16 protein-coding genes are annotated in these 15,486 nt (G+C 60.8%); 8 read left to right on the top strand and 8 right to left on the bottom strand.

What is annotated here, in order from left to right:
• Nucleotides 1-14 precede the first annotated feature (14 nt).
• From FFS64_RS04130 to FFS64_RS04120, 3 genes are all read left to right on the top strand, one after another.
• Entirely contained in the window at nucleotides 15-785 is a 771-nt protein-coding gene (locus tag FFS64_RS04130) for a DUF2076 domain-containing protein (RefSeq protein WP_137804344.1), read from the top strand.
• Between the two features lie 188 nt (nucleotides 786-973).
• On the top strand, nucleotides 974-1,453 hold the full coding sequence (locus FFS64_RS04125) for an NYN domain-containing protein (RefSeq protein ID WP_095196679.1): 480 nt from the start codon (nucleotides 974-976) through the stop codon (nucleotides 1,451-1,453).
• 22 nt (nucleotides 1,454-1,475) lie between these two features.
• A complete protein-coding gene (locus FFS64_RS04120; RefSeq protein WP_103396515.1) occupies nucleotides 1,476-2,087 on the top strand; it encodes a PolC-type DNA polymerase III in 612 nt (203 codons plus the stop codon).
• A gap of 33 nt (nucleotides 2,088-2,120) precedes the next feature.
• Here the strand turns inward: FFS64_RS04120 and FFS64_RS04115 are convergent, their stop codons facing one another.
• Nucleotides 2,121-2,579 carry an Lrp/AsnC family transcriptional regulator gene (locus FFS64_RS04115; RefSeq protein WP_095196677.1) on the bottom strand — a complete coding sequence of 153 codons (459 nt, stop codon included), beginning with the start codon at nucleotides 2,577-2,579 and terminating at the stop codon, nucleotides 2,121-2,123.
• A gap of 166 nt (nucleotides 2,580-2,745) precedes the next feature.
• Between FFS64_RS04115 and yedA the strand changes: the two genes are divergently transcribed.
• Both yedA and FFS64_RS04105 read left to right on the top strand, forming a co-directional pair.
• Nucleotides 2,746-3,687 (top strand): drug/metabolite exporter YedA, encoded by a 942-nt coding sequence (gene yedA, locus FFS64_RS04110; RefSeq protein ID WP_137804343.1) that lies wholly within the window; start codon nucleotides 2,746-2,748, stop codon nucleotides 3,685-3,687.
• Between the two features lie 52 nt (nucleotides 3,688-3,739).
• Nucleotides 3,740-5,077 (top strand): DEAD/DEAH box helicase, encoded by a 1,338-nt coding sequence (locus FFS64_RS04105; protein ID WP_137804342.1) that lies wholly within the window; start codon nucleotides 3,740-3,742, stop codon nucleotides 5,075-5,077.
• Between the two features lie 58 nt (nucleotides 5,078-5,135).
• Here the strand turns inward: FFS64_RS04105 and FFS64_RS04100 are convergent, their stop codons facing one another.
• Both FFS64_RS04100 and FFS64_RS04090 read right to left on the bottom strand, forming a co-directional pair.
• Complete coding sequence (locus FFS64_RS04100; RefSeq protein ID WP_137804341.1) at nucleotides 5,136-6,383, bottom strand: TIGR03862 family flavoprotein; 1,248 nt, start codon at nucleotides 6,381-6,383, stop codon at nucleotides 5,136-5,138.
• A gap of 292 nt (nucleotides 6,384-6,675) precedes the next feature.
• Complete coding sequence (locus FFS64_RS04090; protein WP_137804339.1) at nucleotides 6,676-7,596, bottom strand: histone deacetylase; 921 nt, start codon at nucleotides 7,594-7,596, stop codon at nucleotides 6,676-6,678.
• A 92-nt stretch (nucleotides 7,597-7,688) separates the two neighbouring features.
• On the opposite strand from FFS64_RS04090, the gene FFS64_RS04085 reads away from it, so the two are divergent.
• The 3 genes from FFS64_RS04085 to FFS64_RS04075 all read left to right on the top strand — a co-directional run bounded on the left by FFS64_RS04085 (nucleotide 7,689) and on the right by FFS64_RS04075 (nucleotide 9,824).
• Entirely contained in the window at nucleotides 7,689-8,258 is a 570-nt protein-coding gene (locus FFS64_RS04085) for a GNAT family N-acetyltransferase (RefSeq protein ID WP_095196672.1), read from the top strand.
• 106 nt (nucleotides 8,259-8,364) lie between these two features.
• Nucleotides 8,365-9,234, top strand: a complete 870-nt coding sequence (gene tesB, locus FFS64_RS04080) for an acyl-CoA thioesterase II (RefSeq protein ID WP_137804338.1) — start codon at nucleotides 8,365-8,367, stop codon at nucleotides 9,232-9,234.
• Complete coding sequence (locus FFS64_RS04075; protein ID WP_137804337.1) at nucleotides 9,231-9,824, top strand: HAD family hydrolase; 594 nt, start codon at nucleotides 9,231-9,233, stop codon at nucleotides 9,822-9,824. The genes tesB and FFS64_RS04075 overlap by 4 nt, the downstream gene beginning before the upstream one ends.
• Nucleotides 9,825-9,876: 52 nt before the next feature.
• Here the strand turns inward: FFS64_RS04075 and FFS64_RS04070 are convergent, their stop codons facing one another.
• The 5 genes from FFS64_RS04070 to FFS64_RS04050 all read right to left on the bottom strand — a co-directional run bounded on the left by FFS64_RS04070 (nucleotide 9,877) and on the right by FFS64_RS04050 (nucleotide 15,446).
• Entirely contained in the window at nucleotides 9,877-10,848 is a 972-nt protein-coding gene (locus FFS64_RS04070) for an alpha/beta hydrolase (protein ID WP_137804336.1), read from the bottom strand.
• Nucleotides 10,849-11,739 (bottom strand): neutral zinc metallopeptidase, encoded by an 891-nt coding sequence (locus tag FFS64_RS04065; protein ID WP_137804335.1) that lies wholly within the window; start codon nucleotides 11,737-11,739, stop codon nucleotides 10,849-10,851.
• Nucleotides 11,740-11,887: 148 nt separating this feature from the next.
• Nucleotides 11,888-12,742 (bottom strand): neutral zinc metallopeptidase, encoded by an 855-nt coding sequence (locus tag FFS64_RS04060; RefSeq protein WP_137804334.1) that lies wholly within the window; start codon nucleotides 12,740-12,742, stop codon nucleotides 11,888-11,890.
• A gap of 138 nt (nucleotides 12,743-12,880) precedes the next feature.
• Nucleotides 12,881-13,714 carry an aldo/keto reductase gene (locus FFS64_RS04055; RefSeq protein ID WP_137804333.1) on the bottom strand — a complete coding sequence of 278 codons (834 nt, stop codon included), beginning with the start codon at nucleotides 13,712-13,714 and terminating at the stop codon, nucleotides 12,881-12,883.
• The gene (locus FFS64_RS04050) at nucleotides 13,698-15,446 is read right to left on the bottom strand and encodes an FAD-dependent oxidoreductase (protein ID WP_137804332.1); all 1,749 of its coding nucleotides are present in this window, start codon (nucleotides 15,444-15,446) and stop codon (nucleotides 13,698-13,700) included. The genes FFS64_RS04055 and FFS64_RS04050 overlap by 17 nt, the downstream gene beginning before the upstream one ends.
• Between the last annotated feature and the right edge of the window lie 40 nt (nucleotides 15,447-15,486).

Raw genomic sequence — 15,486 nt, 5'->3', positions numbered from 1 at the left:
TCTACGAGGTCGCCATGAACAGCGAAGAACAAACCCTGATCGATGGACTGTTTTCCCGGCTGCAACAGGCCGAAGCGGACTCAGCCCCGCGCGACGCCCAGGCCGAGGCGCGGATCAAGGAACACCTGACTCGCCAGCCCGCGGCAGGTTATTTCATGACCCAGGCGATCCTGGTGCAAGAGGCGGCGATCAAAAGCCTCGATGAACAGAACAGACAATTGACCGCGCAAGTTCAGCAATTGCAGGCTGACCTGCAACAGGCGAAGGCGCAGACAGCGACTCCGGCGCCGAGCAGCGGTGGTTTTCTGTCGAGCATTTTCGGTGGTGGCACGCGTGATCCGCAGCCTGCGCCAAACCGAAGTGCGCCAGTGTCGAACGGTGGCGGCTGGCAAGAGCCGGGGCGGTCCTCGTTCAATTCGCAACCGCCGCAGCAGAGTTTCGGTGCCCCGCCGCAACAGAACTACGCGCCACAACAACAGATGCCTGCAGCAGGCAGCAGCTTCCTCGGCGGCGCGCTGAAAGCCGCGGCCGGTGTGGCGGGTGGCGTGATGCTGGCACAAGGCATCAGCAGCCTGTTCCATCACAATCAGCAACCGCAGGAAGTCGTCGAAGTCATCAAGGAAGAGCCGGCCCAGGTCAACGACCAAAGTAACAATGGCTGGGGCGACGATCAGCGCATGGCCGGTAACGATTCCTACGACAATGACCAGGGCGGTTTTACCGACGCCGACTACAGCGATGACAGCTCATCGTTCTTTGGTGGCGACGACGATTCCTTCGTCTGATTCAAGCTTTCAGATTTAGCACCTAACCCTGTGGCGAGGGCGCAAGCTCCCTCGCCACAGGGCGCCATTCGTCCGAGATTGCCAGGTGCCTCCGGCCGATTTTTCGCGGAACTCTCCTTCGGACTGGCATACTGGGCGACTTTCGGGCCTGGGGCCTGATCCTGCCTGCGCACCAAGGGGATGTTGCGGTGAAGAAAATCGCTGTGTTCGCCGATGTCCAGAACCTCTATTACACCGTGCGTCAGGCCTACGGTTGCCACTTCAACTATGCCGCGCTGTGGGCTGAAATCAGCAAGCAGGGGCAGATCGTCGAGGCCTATGCCTACGCCATCGATCGTGGCGACAGCAAACAGCAGCAGTTCCAGCAGATCCTGCGCAACCTCGGCTTCACCGTGAAGCTCAAGCCCTACATCCAGCGCAGCGATGGCTCAGCCAAGGGCGACTGGGACGTGGGCATCACCCTCGACATCATGGATGCGGCGGACCATGTCGACGAAGTGGTGCTGGCGTCCGGAGACGGAGATTTCGACATGCTGCTGGAACGCATCATCAGCAAGCACGGCATCCAGGCGGTGGCCTATGGTGTGCCGGGCCTGACCGCCAACTCGCTGATCCGCGCCGCCAGCCGCTATGTGCCGATCGAAGGCGCCTTGCTGCTCAAGAATTGATTTTTACGGAGTTGAAACAGGTTTGGAACGCATTGCAGTCATCGACTTTGAAACCACCGGGATCTCCCCGAGCAGCAGCTGCCGGGCCACGGAAATCGCCGTGGTGATTCTTGAACAGGGGCGCATCGTCGAGCGTTACCAGAGCCTGATGAACGCAGGTGTACGCGTCCCGGCATTCATCGAGCAACTCACCGGCATCAGTAACGCCATGCTGCGCACCGCGCCCTCGGCGGAGCAGGTGATGAACGAGGTCAACGAATTCGTCGGCACTACGCCGTTGCTGGCGCACAACGCCGCGTTCGACCAGAAGTTCTGGGACTTCGAACTGGGGCGGATCAAACGCACCCGCCTGCAGAACTTCGCCTGTTCGCTGTTACTGGCCCGTCGCCTGATGCCCGCCGCGCCGAACCACAAACTCGGCACCCTCACTACCTTCGCCAACCTGCCCCACACCGGCAAGGCCCACCGGGCGATGGCCGATGCGGAAATGGCCGCCAACCTGACGGCGCATCTGGCAGAAGAGCTGCGCCAAAAGCATGGTTTGCGCGAGCTGTCCCATGATTTGCTGTGCAAGTTGCAGAAAGTGCCGGCGGCGAAGGTGGGTGAGCACCTCAAGCGGTATCGCGGGTTCTGACCGCAGGTTCCCACAGGTGATCACCTACAAAAATTAAATCGCCTTGCCATTCCCTTCCAGTTGCCCCAACGGCACGCGCTTTTCTATCGCGCTCGACAACACAATCGACGTCTTGCTGAACCCGAATTGGGCAACCCGGTTGATCAACTCTTCCAGCTCCGGCATCGAGCCCACCGCCGCCTGCATGATCACGCACGGGTCGCCGGTCACCCGGTGGCATTCGGTGAGCTGTGGGATTTGGATCAGGTCGTCGTAGGCTTTCTGATTGCCGTGCTGGTTCAGGCGCAGTTCGATGACGCACCGGATCGGCAGGCCGACCTTGGACATATCGACTTTCGCCTGGTAACCGGTGATGACGCCGCTGGCTTCGAGTTTGGCCACGCGCTCGGCCACGGCCGGGGCCGACAGGTTGACCTTGCGCGCCAGGTCGGCGTAAGACGCGCGGCCGTTTTCCAGCAGGGCGCTGAGCAGCATGCGGTCGTATTTATCCATCGTGCTGACTCCTTAAAAATGACGGACTTTCGAAAACACGGTTTATAGCTTTGAACTCCGTGTTTTGAAAAGTGTACTGGCGCTTTAAACAGGTTTTGTAACTTATTTTCCAGCGCCAGCCTTTCTAGAATAGCCGTTCACCTGTTCTGTCTGTGAGCTGCCCGTCATGTCCGGCCTACGTCGCTTTCCCTTACCGTTGATCGCTGCCTTTTTCGCCTTGTACGTGATTTGGGGCTCGACTTACCTGGTGATCCGCATCGGTGTGGAGTACTGGCCGCCCTTGCTGCTCGCGGGCATCCGCTTCGTCATCGCCGGCACCTTGATGTATGCCTTCCTGCGCTGGCGCGGGGCGCCGGCGCCGACTTGGGCGCAATGGAAAGCCGCCGGGATCATCGGGGTATTGCTGCTGGCATGCGGCAACGGCGCGGTCAGCGTGGCCGAGCACACAGGGGTGGCCTCCGGGGTGGCGGCCCTGGCGGTGGCGACGGTGCCGCTGTTTACCTTACTCTGTGGCTATTTTTGGGGCGCGCGCAATACCCGTCTCGAATGGGCTGGCGTTGCGCTGGGAATGATCGGCATCGTCATGCTCAACCTCGGCTCCAACCTGCAATCGAGCCCGTTGGGCGCCGCCCTGCTGATTTTTGCCGCGGCCACCTGGGCCTTCGGCTCGGTGTGGAGCAAACACTTGCCGTTGCCTGAGGGTGCAATGGCCAGTGCCGTGGAAATGCTGGTGGGTGGCGTGGTGTTGCTGATCGGTAGTGCGGTCAGCGGCGAGCATCTGGAAAAGATGCCGCCGATCGAAGGCTGGGCCGCGCTGGCGTACTTGACCGTGTTCGGTTCGATCATCGCCTTCAACGCCTACATGTACCTGTTGAAACACGTACGTCCGGCGGCGGCCACCAGTTATGCCTACGTCAACCCGGCCGTGGCGGTGTTGCTCGGGATTGTGTTTGTCGGTGAGACGATCGGTATCGAGGAGGCACTGGCGATGCTGGTGATCATCAGTGCTGTGGTACTGATTGGCCTGCCGCAATGGCGAAGGACGCCACAGCAGCCGGTGGCGAAGGTCGTGCCGACGGTGGTGCCAACAGAATCCCGTGTGAATTAGGGTAAACTGCGCGCCATTGCATGCCCGCGCTGAATTTTCCTACGGTACTCCCATGACTTTCGCCACCCTTGGCCTGATCGAACCCTTGCTGCGCTCTCTTGAGACGCTCGGCTACCAGACTCCGACGCCGGTTCAGGCGCAAGCCATTCCGGCGGTGCTGGCCGGTCGCGACCTGATGGCCGCGGCTCAGACCGGCACTGGCAAGACCGCCGGCTTCGCCTTGCCACTCCTGCAATTGCTGGCCATGGAAGGGCCGAAAGTCAGCGCCAACTCGGTTCGCGCGCTGATCCTGGTGCCGACCCGCGAACTGGCCGAGCAGGTTCACGAAGCCGTGCGCCAGTACGCCGAGAACCTGCCATTGCGCACCTATGCGGTGTACGGCGGCGTCAGCATCAACCCGCAAATGATGAAGCTGCGCAGCGGCGTCGATCTGTTGGTCGCCACGCCGGGCCGATTGCTCGACCTGTTCCGCCAGAACGCGCTGAAGTTCAACCAGTTGCAAACCCTGGTGCTGGACGAAGCCGACCGCATGCTCGATCTGGGCTTTTCCGAAGAACTGGCGAACATCTACAAGGCGCTGCCGAAGAAACGTCAGACCCTGTTGTTCTCCGCGACCTTCTCCGACGACATTCGCCTGTTGGCCGGGCAAATGCTCAACGATCCGCTGAGCATCGAAGTAAGCCCACGCAACGTGGCGGCCAACACCGTCAAGCAGTGGGTCGTGACGGTGGACAAGAAGCGCAAGCCGGAGCTGTTTGTGCACTTGATGCGCAAGGGCAAGTGGAAGCAGGTGCTGGTGTTCGCCAAGACCCGTAACGGCGTGGACGCGTTGGTGGAAAAACTCCAGGGCCTGGGCATCAATGCCGACGGCATCCACGGCGACAAACCCCAGGCGACTCGTCAGCGTGCGCTGGACCGCTTCAAACTCAGCGAAGTACAGATCCTGGTCGCCACCGACGTCGCGGCCCGTGGCCTGGATATCGAAGACTTGCCGCTGGTGGTCAATTTCGACTTGCCGATCGTGGCCGAGGACTACATCCACCGGATCGGTCGTACCGGTCGTGCGGGATCCACCGGGGAGGCGATTTCTCTGGTGTGTGCCGATGAAGTGAATCTGCTGTCGGCTATCGAAATGCTGACCCGTCAGACCTTGAAGCGTCAGAACGAGCCGGACTTCGAGCCTGAGCATCGGGTGCCGGATACCGATGCGAGTGGTCAGGTGATCAAGAAACCGAAAAAACCGAAGAAGCCAAAGGCTTCCGGTGGTGGCGGCAAGCGTAACCTCGGTAAGTGGGTCGATAGCGGGGAGGTTTCTGCGCCGGAACCTTCGGTCAAGCCTGTGCGCAAGGTGCCGGTGTTCAACACTGGGCCGCGCAAGCGTAAGCCTTAAAAAAGCAGCTGCAAGCTGCAAGCTGCAAGTCAAATGCAGTTAGCTTGTGGCTTGCAGCTTATAGCTTGCCGCTGCCCCTAAGCCACTCGACAATCCCCAACCCCACCGCACGCCCGCTGGCGAAACACGCGGTCAGCAGATAGCCCCCGGTCGGCGCTTCCCAATCGAGCATTTCCCCTGCGCAGAACACGCCGGGCAGTTGCTTGAGCATCAAACGTTCATCCATCGATTCGAACATCACGCCGCCAGCACTGCTGATCGCTTCGTCCAATGGACGGGTTTTCACCAGGGTCAAAGGCAATGCCTTGATCGCAATGGCCAGTAACGTCATGTCTGCAAAGGTTTCGGCAGATGTCAGCTCTCGCAACAGCGCGGCTTTCACGCCGTCGATTCCGAGTTGACTGTGCAGATGCTTGGCCATCGAGCGTGAGCCGCGCGGTTTGTTGAGCGCGGCCTGGACTTTATCCACAGGCCGGCCCGGCAACAGATCGATATGGAGGGTCGCGGAGCCGTGCAGGTTTATGGTTTCGCGGATCGGTGCCGACAGGGCGTAAATCAGACTGCCTTCAATGCCCGTGGCGGTGATCACACATTCACCCAATCGTGGAATGTCGTCATTCAAACCGATGGCGATGTTTTTCAACGGTGCGCCGGCGAATTTGCTGACCATCAGTTCGCTCCAGGCCTGCACCTCGAAGCCGCAATTACTCGGTTGCAACGGCGCCAATCCTACGCCGCGCTGCTCCAGTGGCAGCATCCACGCACCATCCGAGCCCAGGCGTGCCCAACTGCCACCACCTAGGGCGAGCAGAGTGGCATCGGCTTGAACGGTTTTCTCGCCATCGGGGCCGTCGATGCGCAAACCGCCGAGGTCATCCCAGCCGAGCCAACGGTGACGGGTGTGGATAACTACACCGCTGTCGCGCAGGCGCTTGAGCCAGGCGCGCAGCAATGGCGCGGCTTTCATGTCGGTTGGAAACACCCGGCCGGAGCTGCCGACAAAGGTCTCGATGCCCAGATCATGAATCCACTGACATAGCGCATCGGCCCCGAAGCCCCGCAGCAACGGCGCAATCTGCGGTGCACGTTCGGCGTAGCGCGAGAGGAACGCCGGGTAGGCTTCGGAGTGAGTGATATTCATGCCGCCGACACCGGCCAGGAGGAATTTGCGCCCCACCGAAGGCATGCCGTCGTACAGGTCGACCTTGATCCCTGCCTGGCTCAACACTTCAGCCGCCATCAGACCGGCGGGGCCGCCGCCGATGATGGCGACGTGGGAAGGGGAGGCGGTCGAGGATCGGGTCATGGGGAGCGCTGCGGTGATGGCCAATGAAGCCGGTCATTCTAACAGCCCCGTCCCCTGTAGGAGCGAGCTTGCTCGCGATGGTCTTGAACGATAACGCGGGTAACCAGATGCTCAGCGGTGACGTTGAGTTTTTCGCGAGCAAGCTCGCTCCTACAGGGATCGTTGGTGGATTTGAGGTCTGGTCAAAAAATGATCAGTGTTCTGTAGCCCATATGCAGCGTGGCCTGTAGTCCCTTTCGCTCAGGTTATCCACAGGCCGCTCCACAGGCATTGTGGGTAAAGCATCCACAGCTCAATGACAGCCTGATGACTGCCAGACCCGCTGTGCGCTGTGATGGAGAATGCCGTGGCGGCGGGCCAGGGCCTTGCGGTCCTTGCTGTAGCCGCCGCCGATCACCCCGACCACCGGAATATCCCGGCCCAGGCAATGGCGCATCACGCTTTCATCGCGGGCGGCGACGCCTTGGTCGGTCAGTTTCAGGTAGCCCAGCGCGTCATCTTTGTGCACATCGACACCGGCGTCGTACAGCACCAGATCCGGTTGGTAGAGCGGCAGCAGATAGTTGAGTGCATCGTCGACGACCTTCAGGTAATCGGCATCGCCCATGCCATTGGGCAACGGGATGTCCCAGTCACTTTCGGCCTTGCGTGCGGGAAAGTTCTTTTCGCAATGCAGGGAAACGGTCACCGCTTCCGGGGTGTTGTGCAGGATGCGCGCGGTGCCGTCGCCCTGGTGCACATCGCAATCGAAGATCAATACCCGGTTCACCCGGCCACTTTCCAGCAGGAAATGGCTGATCACCGCCAAGTCATTGAAGATGCAAAAACCTGCCGGGTGGTCGTAGTGCGCGTGGTGTGTACCGCCCGCCAGATGACAGGCCAGGCCATGCTGCAGCGCCTGCTCGGCCGCCAGCAGGGAACCGCCGACCGCCCGCACCGTGCGCCGGGCCAGGGCTTCGCTCCAGGGCAGTCCCAGGCGCCGTTGATCCTCGCGGGAAAGTTCGCCACCCATGTAGCGCTCGATATACGAAGGGTCATGGGCGAGGGCGAGAATCTCCGGGGGGCACAGTTCCGGGCGCAGCAGGTCGGCATCGCACGTCAGGCCGCTGTCCACCAGGTGATCGCGCAGCAGGCGAAACTTGTCCATGGGGAAGCGATGTTCCGCCGGGAACTCGGGGCTGTAGTCTTCGTGATAGATCAGCGGCAGGGGCATAGCTGCTTTGTCTTTAAAAGGCATACGGGAATGAGTGAACGATCCTACCAGCGTTGTAGACTTGCGACATCCAGACGGAGGGCGGGGGGACGATGGAGCCGATACTGAAGCTCGAGAGTGCGCGACTGTTGATGCGCCAGTGGCGCGACGAGGATCTGCCGGAGTTTGCGGCGATGTGTGCCGATCCACAGGTCATGCGTTATTTTCCGGCGCCCTTGAGTCGCCTGGAAAGCGCTTCATTGATTGGGCGAATCAGAGGTCATTTTGCCGAGCACGGCTTCGGCCTCTGGGCGCTGGAGCGCAAGGACACGGGGCAGTTCATCGGTTTTACCGGTCTGGGCGTGGTCGGCTTCGACGCGCCTTTCACCCCGGCCATCGAGATCGGCTGGCGCCTGGCGCGGCAACACTGGGGACTTGGCTATGCCAGCGAAGCGGCATGGACCGCTCTGCGTTGTGGCTTTGACCGATTGCCGCTGAGCGAAATCGTCTCGTTCACCGCTGACAACAATCTGCCTTCGCAGAAGGTCATGCAGGCCATCGGCATGCACCATGACCCTGCCGATGACTTCGAGCATCCGAAGCTCGCCGTCGATCATCCGCTGCGTCATCACGTGCTGTATCGCATCAGCCGTGAACAATGGCTGCAAACCTTGCATGGATAACCTGGCACGGACGTTTACAATGGCCCTCATGTTGGCACGGGCCAGAAACTGAATCGACCGACGCAGCCAAGACTGCGCGGCATTGCGTTGTGTGAGGAGAGTCTGAATGAGCCAAGTGTTGGATGATCTGGTGGACCTGCTGACCCTGGAGCCGATCGAAGAAAACCTGTTCCGTGGCCGCAGCCAGGACCTGGGCTTTCGTCAGTTGTTCGGCGGTCAGGTACTCGGCCAGTCGCTGTCGGCGGCCAGTCAGACCGTTGAAGAAACGCGCCACGTGCATTCGATGCACGGTTACTTCCTGCGTCCGGGCGATGCCGGGTTGCCGGTGGTGTATCAAGTTGATCGGGTCCGCGACGGCGGCAGTTTCAGCACGCGCCGGGTGACGGCGATCCAGAAGGGGCATCCGATCTTCACCTGCAGCGCCTCGTTCCAGTACGACGAAGAGGGTTTCCAGCACCAGAGCGAGATGCCGCAAGTGGTCGGGCCGGAAAGCCTGCCATCGGAACTGGAGCTGACCCAGCAGCGCGCGCACCTGATCCCGGAAAAAATGCGCGAAAAGCTGCTGTGCCCGAAACCGATCGAGTTTCGGCCAATCACCGAGAAAGATCCCTACAACCCGCAACCCTCGGATCCGATCAAGTACGTCTGGTTTCGTGCCGACGGTGCCTTGGCCGACTCTCCGGCGCTGCACAAATATTTACTGGCCTACGCCTCGGACTTCGGACTGTTGACCACCTCGATGCAGCCCCATGGCAAATCGGTCTGGCACAAGGACATGCAGGTCGCCAGCCTCGACCACGCGCTGTGGTTCCATGCCGACCTGCGTGCCGATGACTGGTTGCTGTACGCCATGGACAGTCCGTGGGCCGGTAACTCCCGAGGGTTCTCCCGCGGCAGCGTGTTCAACCGTGCCGGGCAACTGGTGGCCTCGGTCACTCAGGAAGGCCTGATCCGCCATCGCAAGGATTGGGCATGAGCCTGGCCGACGTGCGTCATTGGGTGTTCGACATGGACGGCACCCTGACGGTGGCCGTGCATGACTTCGCGGCGATACGCGTGGCCTTGGCGATCCCGGCGGACCACGACATCCTGACTCATCTCGCGGCGTTGCCGGCGGATGAGGCCGCAACCAAACACGCGTGGCTTCTGGAACACGAGCGGGATCTGGCGCTGGGCTCGAAGCCGGCACCGGGTGCTGTGGAGTTGGTACGTGAACTGGCCGGACGTGGCTATCGCCTGGGCATTCTCACGCGCAATGCCCGTGAGCTGGCGCATGTCACCCTGGAGGCCATCGGCCTGGCCGACTGCTTCGCGGTGGAGGATGTACTCGGTCGCGATGAAGCGCCACCAAAACCGCATCCCGGTGGTTTGCTGAAACTGGCCGAGGCCTGGAATGTGCCGACCAGCGAGATGGTGATGGTCGGCGATTATCGCTTCGATCTGGATTGCGGGCGTGCGGCGGGCACGCGGACGGTGTTGGTGAATTTGCCGGATAATCCGTGGCCCGAATTGACGGATTGGCATGCGGCGGATTGTGTCGAGTTGCGGCGGATGCTGTCGGCTTGAGGGCCTCATCGCGGGCTTGCCCGCGATGGCGTCAGATCAAACACCTAAAATCTTACTGTCCAAACAACGCCCTTTGCCCCTCCGGCGAGGTAAACATCCCATCCCCGTCATGCCCCACCCCGCGCACTTCGATCAGCTGCTGCTTCAACCCTTGCGGTTGCAGGCGCTTCAGATAATTGAAGTAAAAACGCCCCCGCGCCAATCGATTCGGGCCTTGTGCCTTGGCCTCGCAGCTTTTATCCAGCGCCGGGTGATTGGCGTCGGTGTCCTGTTGCCCCAGTAGATAAACGATGTCGCGCTTGAGGTATTTTTCCTGCAATTGCGCGGCACTTTGTCCTTCGGCATAGGCGGGTAAATCTGTCAGTCCGTACTTCCAGCGGTTGAAGTCCGGGCATCCGGCGTGATTGAAGGCCACCGGTCGACGCTCATCGAAATACGCATAAGAAGACGGATTGGCGATGACGTAGCGCACTTGCACGCCAGCGGCCTGCACGGCGGGTTGATCGTGGCCCAGCAAAGCGTAGCGCTGAACCACTTGAGCACCACCGGAATGACCGGCGATCACGATTTGCTTCACATCCGGAAACTGCTTGCGATCACTCAGGCGTGCGACGATTTCGTCCAGTGCCTCGTAGGAACTCAGACGAAACGGTGCGGAGGACTCGCCGCCGGCCATCCATTCGTTGCCTTGCCAGCGCAAAACCGTCTCGGCCACCGGGTGCAGCGCGACGTCGGCTTCATTGAGAAATTGCGGGGCGATCACCAGGGTCGATGCACTTTGCCCTGCCAGTTCTGCCGAATGTTCGCCGCTTTTAAGGTAGGTTTGTGCATTGCGCAAGCGACCGTGGACGATGATCAATACCCGTTCGATCTTTGCCGGCGCGGGGCCGAGACCTACCGCCATCTCGCCGGATTTCAACAGCAGGCGTCCCGGGCTGAGTTCCTTGACCCCATGCTCGGCCGCCCAAGAATTTGTCAAAGGGCTTGCGCAAGTGAAAAGCAACACCAACAACCATTTTTTCATTTACAGATTTTTCGCCGCAAAGGTATCGCACTGGCCAACCTGGCCTTGCGCGAATCCGGTTTTGAACCAGCGCACCCGTTGCGCCGACGTACCATGGGTGAACGAGTCAGGCACCACGCGGCCTTGACCCTGTTGCTGCAATCGATCGTCGCCGATGGCATTTGCTGCGTTCAGTGCTTCTTCGATATCACCCGGCTCCAGCCAGTTCAGTCGCTGCTGTGCATTATTGGCCCAGACCCCGGCCAGGCAGTCGGCTTGCAATTCCTGACGAACCAGCAAGCCGCCGTCGCCTTCCATTTGCCGGCCCTGTTGGCGGGCTGCCTGAATCTTCGCGGAAACGCCAAGCAAGGTCTGTACATGGTGTCCGACTTCGTGAGCGATCACGTAGGCCTGGGCGAAATCGCCGGCGGCCGCAAAGCGTTGTGACATCTCCTGGAAGAAGCTCGTATCCAGATAGACCTTCTGATCCGCCGGGCAATAGAACGGTCCCGTGGCCGACGTCGCCATGCCACATGCCGAATTGACGCGATTGCTGAACAGCACCAGGGTCGGGTCTTTATATTGACGACCGGCCTGCTGGAAAATCTGCCGCCAAGTGTCTTCGGTATCGCCGAGGATCGAACGGACGAATTCCGCCCCTTCATCGTTGGCCGGTGGCGCCTTGCGGGTCTGGTTGGTGGTCGGTGCCGATTGCTCGCCCATCTGGCCCGTCAGTTCACCGAGTATTTGCATCGGGTCCTGGCCGGTGATCCAACCGATCCCGACAATCAGAAGGATCGCCGTCAGGCTCAGGCCCTTGCCGCCACCGAAGCGCATCCCGCCACCGCCGCCGACATCATCGCCACGGGCATCGACCACGTTGTCGCTGCGTCGGCCTTTTTTCCATAGCATGTGGGAATCCTCTTTCGTTCCGGGTAAAGAAGCGTGCGATGAGTGTTGCTGCTCAGGGGGAGCGGCGCCAGTCCGGTCGTCAGACAGCCTTGAGCGCCGCGGGTTCTGCGCAGGGTGTGATATCAGTGGTTTCGTTGATCGGCGGGTCTTACAGGTCTAAGGCGGCGAAGGTGTCGCAAGCGTCTGTGCGGCCTGTGTCAAAACCGGTTTTGAACCAGTTCACGCGCTGCTGTGAGGTGCCGTGGCTGAATGTCTCTGGTCGCACGCCAGTGGTCTTGAAGCGTTGCAGGTAGTCGTCACCGAACACTGTCGCGGCATGCAATGCGGCCTCGATATCACCAGGTTCCAGCCAGTCCAGGCGCTGCTGCGCGTGATGTGCCCAGACACCTGCCAGGCAATCGGCCTGCAATTCCCCGCGAACCTCCAGACCACCATCGCCGGCGACGGGTTTCTTGTCCCGCAGGGCTTTTTCGAGCGGGTCGGAAAGGCCCAGTTCCAGCTGCACGTGATGGCCGATTTCGTGAGCGATGATGTAGGCCCGCGCGAAGTCGCCGACCAAAGAAAACCGCTGCTCCAGCTTTGAGAGGAACTCCAGGTCAAGGTACACCTGTTGATTGCTCGGGCAGTAGAAGGGTCCGATGGTGGAACTGGCAAAACCACACCCTGAGCTCACGCCATCATCGAATAGCGTTAGTGAGGGAGGCGGATAGTGGCGTCCTGTTTTTGCAAAAAGCTGCTTCCAGGTGTCTTCGGTTTCACCCAGCACTGATTGAACAAACATCAGCTGCCGATCTTTTTCGGGTTCGATGGCGAGGGCGGTTGATGGCACAAGCTGCTGCGAGGAGGTTTTCGGAGTGTCGCCCAGCGTCGAGTAAAGCCCCGCGCTCGCCAGCGCGGCCACGGCCAGTCCGGCCCCGAGGGTTTTCCCTGTGAGTGTGCGGGCATCCTTGCCCTTGCGTGTGTCGTTCACGTTGTCACTGCGTCTTGCCTTGTTCCATAACATGTTTGCGGTCTCTCATGGATTGATGGGGCGGGTATCGCCAGATCCATGAATAACTGCACAGGCAAAAATGGTGTGGGAAAAATGTGTAAGGGTTAGTAAGGCCACGATCGTCGCGGAACGGCCATGGCCATTTCCCGCTTACTGGTCGAACGCATCCCACACCGGTGCAAAGTCCGGGCTGACCTGACGTTCGCGCTTGGACAAACCGGCGATCAATCGACGATCCTCATCATCCAGGTGCACGTTCAGCGCGGCGAGATTGGCTCGTTGATTGGCCTCGCTGCTGGCTTTGGGAATCGCCGCCACGTTCGGTTGATCCAGCAACCATTTGAGTGCGACCTGGGTCGGAAGCACACCGTGTTTGGCGGCGATCTGCTGGATTGCAGGAATATCCGACACCTTGTTGCGGGCCAGTGGTGTGTAGGCCGTCAGCGCCATGTCGTGTAGGCGGGCGTAGTTCAGCAAGGCGTTTTGTCCGAGCAGCACGTGGTATTCGACCTGAATCGCGGACAGAGGCGCGCCAAGCTCCTCGACGACTTTGCGCAGCAGTGGCAATGGAAAATTCGCCACGCCGATGTTGCGCGCCAGGCCTTGTTCCTTGAACGACACCAGGGTTTCAAGGGTGCGCAGCAGATCCCAATCCGTGGAGGGCCAATGAATCATGAACAAGTCGACGTAATCGCTGTGCAGGGCCTTGAGGCTGCGGTCCATGGAATGGCGCATGGCGTCGGGCTGCAGTTGATCCCACCAGACTTTGGTCGTCACGTGGATCTTTTCGCGAGGTGTCGGACTGTTCACCAGCGCCTGACCGACTGCGTCTTCGTTGTTGTAGGCCGCCGCCGTATCGATGTGCCGATAACCCAAGGCCAGGGCCTGTTCCACGGCACGGGTGCATTCGTCACCCAGCATCGGCCAGGTGCCGAGGCCGAGTTTTGGCATGTTCAATCCCTGTGCATTAGCGATGTGCTGCATGGTCGATCTCCTGTTCGTAAGCGGTGATTCCTGCAATGTGGCGTGCGGCGATGTAGCCGAAGGTCAGCGCCGGGCCGATGTTGATGCCGCCAGCAGGGTAATGCCCTCCCATGATGCTGGCCATGTCGCCCCCCGCCGCGTACAACCCGGCGATGGCTTGTCCCGAATCGTCGAGGACCTGGGCGTGCCGGTTGACCTTGAGGCCGGCGAAGGTGCCGAAGCAGCCGGGCTCGACTTTCACGGCGTAGAACGGCCCTTGTTCGAGGGGGGCGACACACGGATTGGGTTGCTGCGACGCATCACCCTGTTTGCGGTTATAGGGTGTCGTGCCGCGGCCGAACTGTGGGTCTTCGCCGTTGCGTGCATGCCGGTTGTACTCCGACACGGTGCTGCGCAAGCCGTCCCGATCGATGCCGCAGGCCGACGCCAATTCATCAAGGGTGTTGCCGGTTTTCAGATAGCCACTGCGGATAAAGGATGACAGCGGTACGGGAAACGGCCGAGAGATGCCCAAGCCATATCGCCGTTGAAAGGCATGGCTGCAGATCAGCCAGGAGGCGACTTCTTCGCCCTCTGGTGCGGCGGCGACCATTGCCGTCACGTAGTCGTAATAGCCGTTGGCTTCGTTGACGAAGCGCTGGCCGTTGCTCAATACACCGATGATCCCGGGCTTGCCGCGTTCGATGATGTGCGGAAAGTGACCCGTGCTGCCGTCGCTGTGTGGTACACGGGAAACCGGGGCCCAGGCGACGGGGGATTGCAGGTCGGCATCCACCTGGGCGCCAACGCTTTCACCCAGTCGCAGGCCATCGCCGGACACGCCGAGGGGTGGCAAGGCCAGGTGTTCATGTCCGGTGGGTGTGCGCGGGAACAGTGCCTTGCGTCGTTCGACATCATTGGCGAAACCGCCCGCCGCGAGTACCACGGCCTTGCGCGCCTTGATGCGAACCGCCCCTTTGGAGGTATTGATCACGGCGCCGCACACCTGATTGTTTTCACGCAGCAATTGGGTGACCGGCGCCGACTCCCAGAGCAACACGCCGAGGTCATCGGCGGATTTCGCCAGCCGCGCCACCAGTGCCACGCCGTTGACCAATTGCATCGCCCGACCATGCACGGCGAGGTCGAGCAGGTGGCGGGTAAAACGCCGGGTGACATGCCAGGCTGCCGACAGCGAGCGGGTCAGGTTGAGAAACGCTGTCAGGTCTGCGCCGGCCATGATCGGCATGCCCATGAAAGACGTTTCGCGCATGGTTTTTCGCAGGCGCTTGAGCAGCTTGCCGACTTTTCGTGCGTCGTACGGTGCGGCGATCACCGAGCGTCCACCGGTGCCGGCGCCCGGCGTATCGCCATGAATGTCGGAAATCGCATTACCATCGGCGAATTGCAGCGAGGTGTGCTGTTCGAAGAACCCGACCATTTGCGGGCCGGCCTCCAGGAATGCGTTGATCATTTCCGGCCGGTAACGCTCGCCCAGTTCATGCTTGAGGTACGTGCGCGGCAACTCCACGTTTTCGACGATGCCGGCGCGCCGGGCCAGGGGATTGCACGGTACCCAGGCCCAGCCACCGGACCAGGCCGTGGCACCGCCGAACACCGGATCTTTTTCAACCACAATGACCTTCAGGCCATGCCATGCCGCAGTCACCGCCGCTGACAACCCGGCCGCACCGGAGCCGACTACCAGCACATCGCAGTCAATGTCGGGAAGAACGTGCGGTTCGGCAGGCATTTTTCGAGCTCCAGCGTATTGTTGTTTTGGAATTTGGTTC

The sequence above is a fragment of the Pseudomonas sp. G(2018) genome, from assembly GCF_005502415.1.
In the GTDB taxonomy this organism is placed as follows: domain Bacteria; phylum Pseudomonadota; class Gammaproteobacteria; order Pseudomonadales; family Pseudomonadaceae; genus Aquipseudomonas.
The sequence above is the reverse complement of the archived record's forward strand: the minus strand, read 5'-3'. Positions and strand labels throughout refer to the sequence as shown.

Coding starts and splice junctions, on each gene's coding strand:
- FFS64_RS04100 (WP_137804341.1), bottom strand. CDS start 6,383: ATGACCCGATCCTCGACCGCCTCCCCTTCCCACGTCGCCATCATCGGC.
- FFS64_RS04070 (WP_137804336.1), bottom strand. CDS start 10,848: ATGAAAAAATGGTTGTTGGTGTTGCTTTTCACTTGCGCAAGCCCTTTG.
- yedA (WP_137804343.1), top strand. CDS start 2,746: ATGTCCGGCCTACGTCGCTTTCCCTTACCGTTGATCGCTGCCTTTTTC.
- FFS64_RS04065 (WP_137804335.1), bottom strand. CDS start 11,739: ATGCTATGGAAAAAAGGCCGACGCAGCGACAACGTGGTCGATGCCCGT.
- FFS64_RS04085 (WP_095196672.1), top strand. CDS start 7,689: ATGGAGCCGATACTGAAGCTCGAGAGTGCGCGACTGTTGATGCGCCAG.
- FFS64_RS04105 (WP_137804342.1), top strand. CDS start 3,740: ATGACTTTCGCCACCCTTGGCCTGATCGAACCCTTGCTGCGCTCTCTT.
- tesB (WP_137804338.1), top strand. CDS start 8,365: ATGAGCCAAGTGTTGGATGATCTGGTGGACCTGCTGACCCTGGAGCCG.
- FFS64_RS04055 (WP_137804333.1), bottom strand. CDS start 13,714: ATGCAGCACATCGCTAATGCACAGGGATTGAACATGCCAAAACTCGGC.
- FFS64_RS04090 (WP_137804339.1), bottom strand. CDS start 7,596: ATGCCCCTGCCGCTGATCTATCACGAAGACTACAGCCCCGAGTTCCCG.
- FFS64_RS04130 (WP_137804344.1), top strand. CDS start 15: ATGAACAGCGAAGAACAAACCCTGATCGATGGACTGTTTTCCCGGCTG.
- FFS64_RS04115 (WP_095196677.1), bottom strand. CDS start 2,579: ATGGATAAATACGACCGCATGCTGCTCAGCGCCCTGCTGGAAAACGGC.
- FFS64_RS04060 (WP_137804334.1), bottom strand. CDS start 12,742: ATGTTATGGAACAAGGCAAGACGCAGTGACAACGTGAACGACACACGC.
- FFS64_RS04050 (WP_137804332.1), bottom strand. CDS start 15,446: ATGCCTGCCGAACCGCACGTTCTTCCCGACATTGACTGCGATGTGCTG.
- FFS64_RS04075 (WP_137804337.1), top strand. CDS start 9,231: ATGAGCCTGGCCGACGTGCGTCATTGGGTGTTCGACATGGACGGCACC.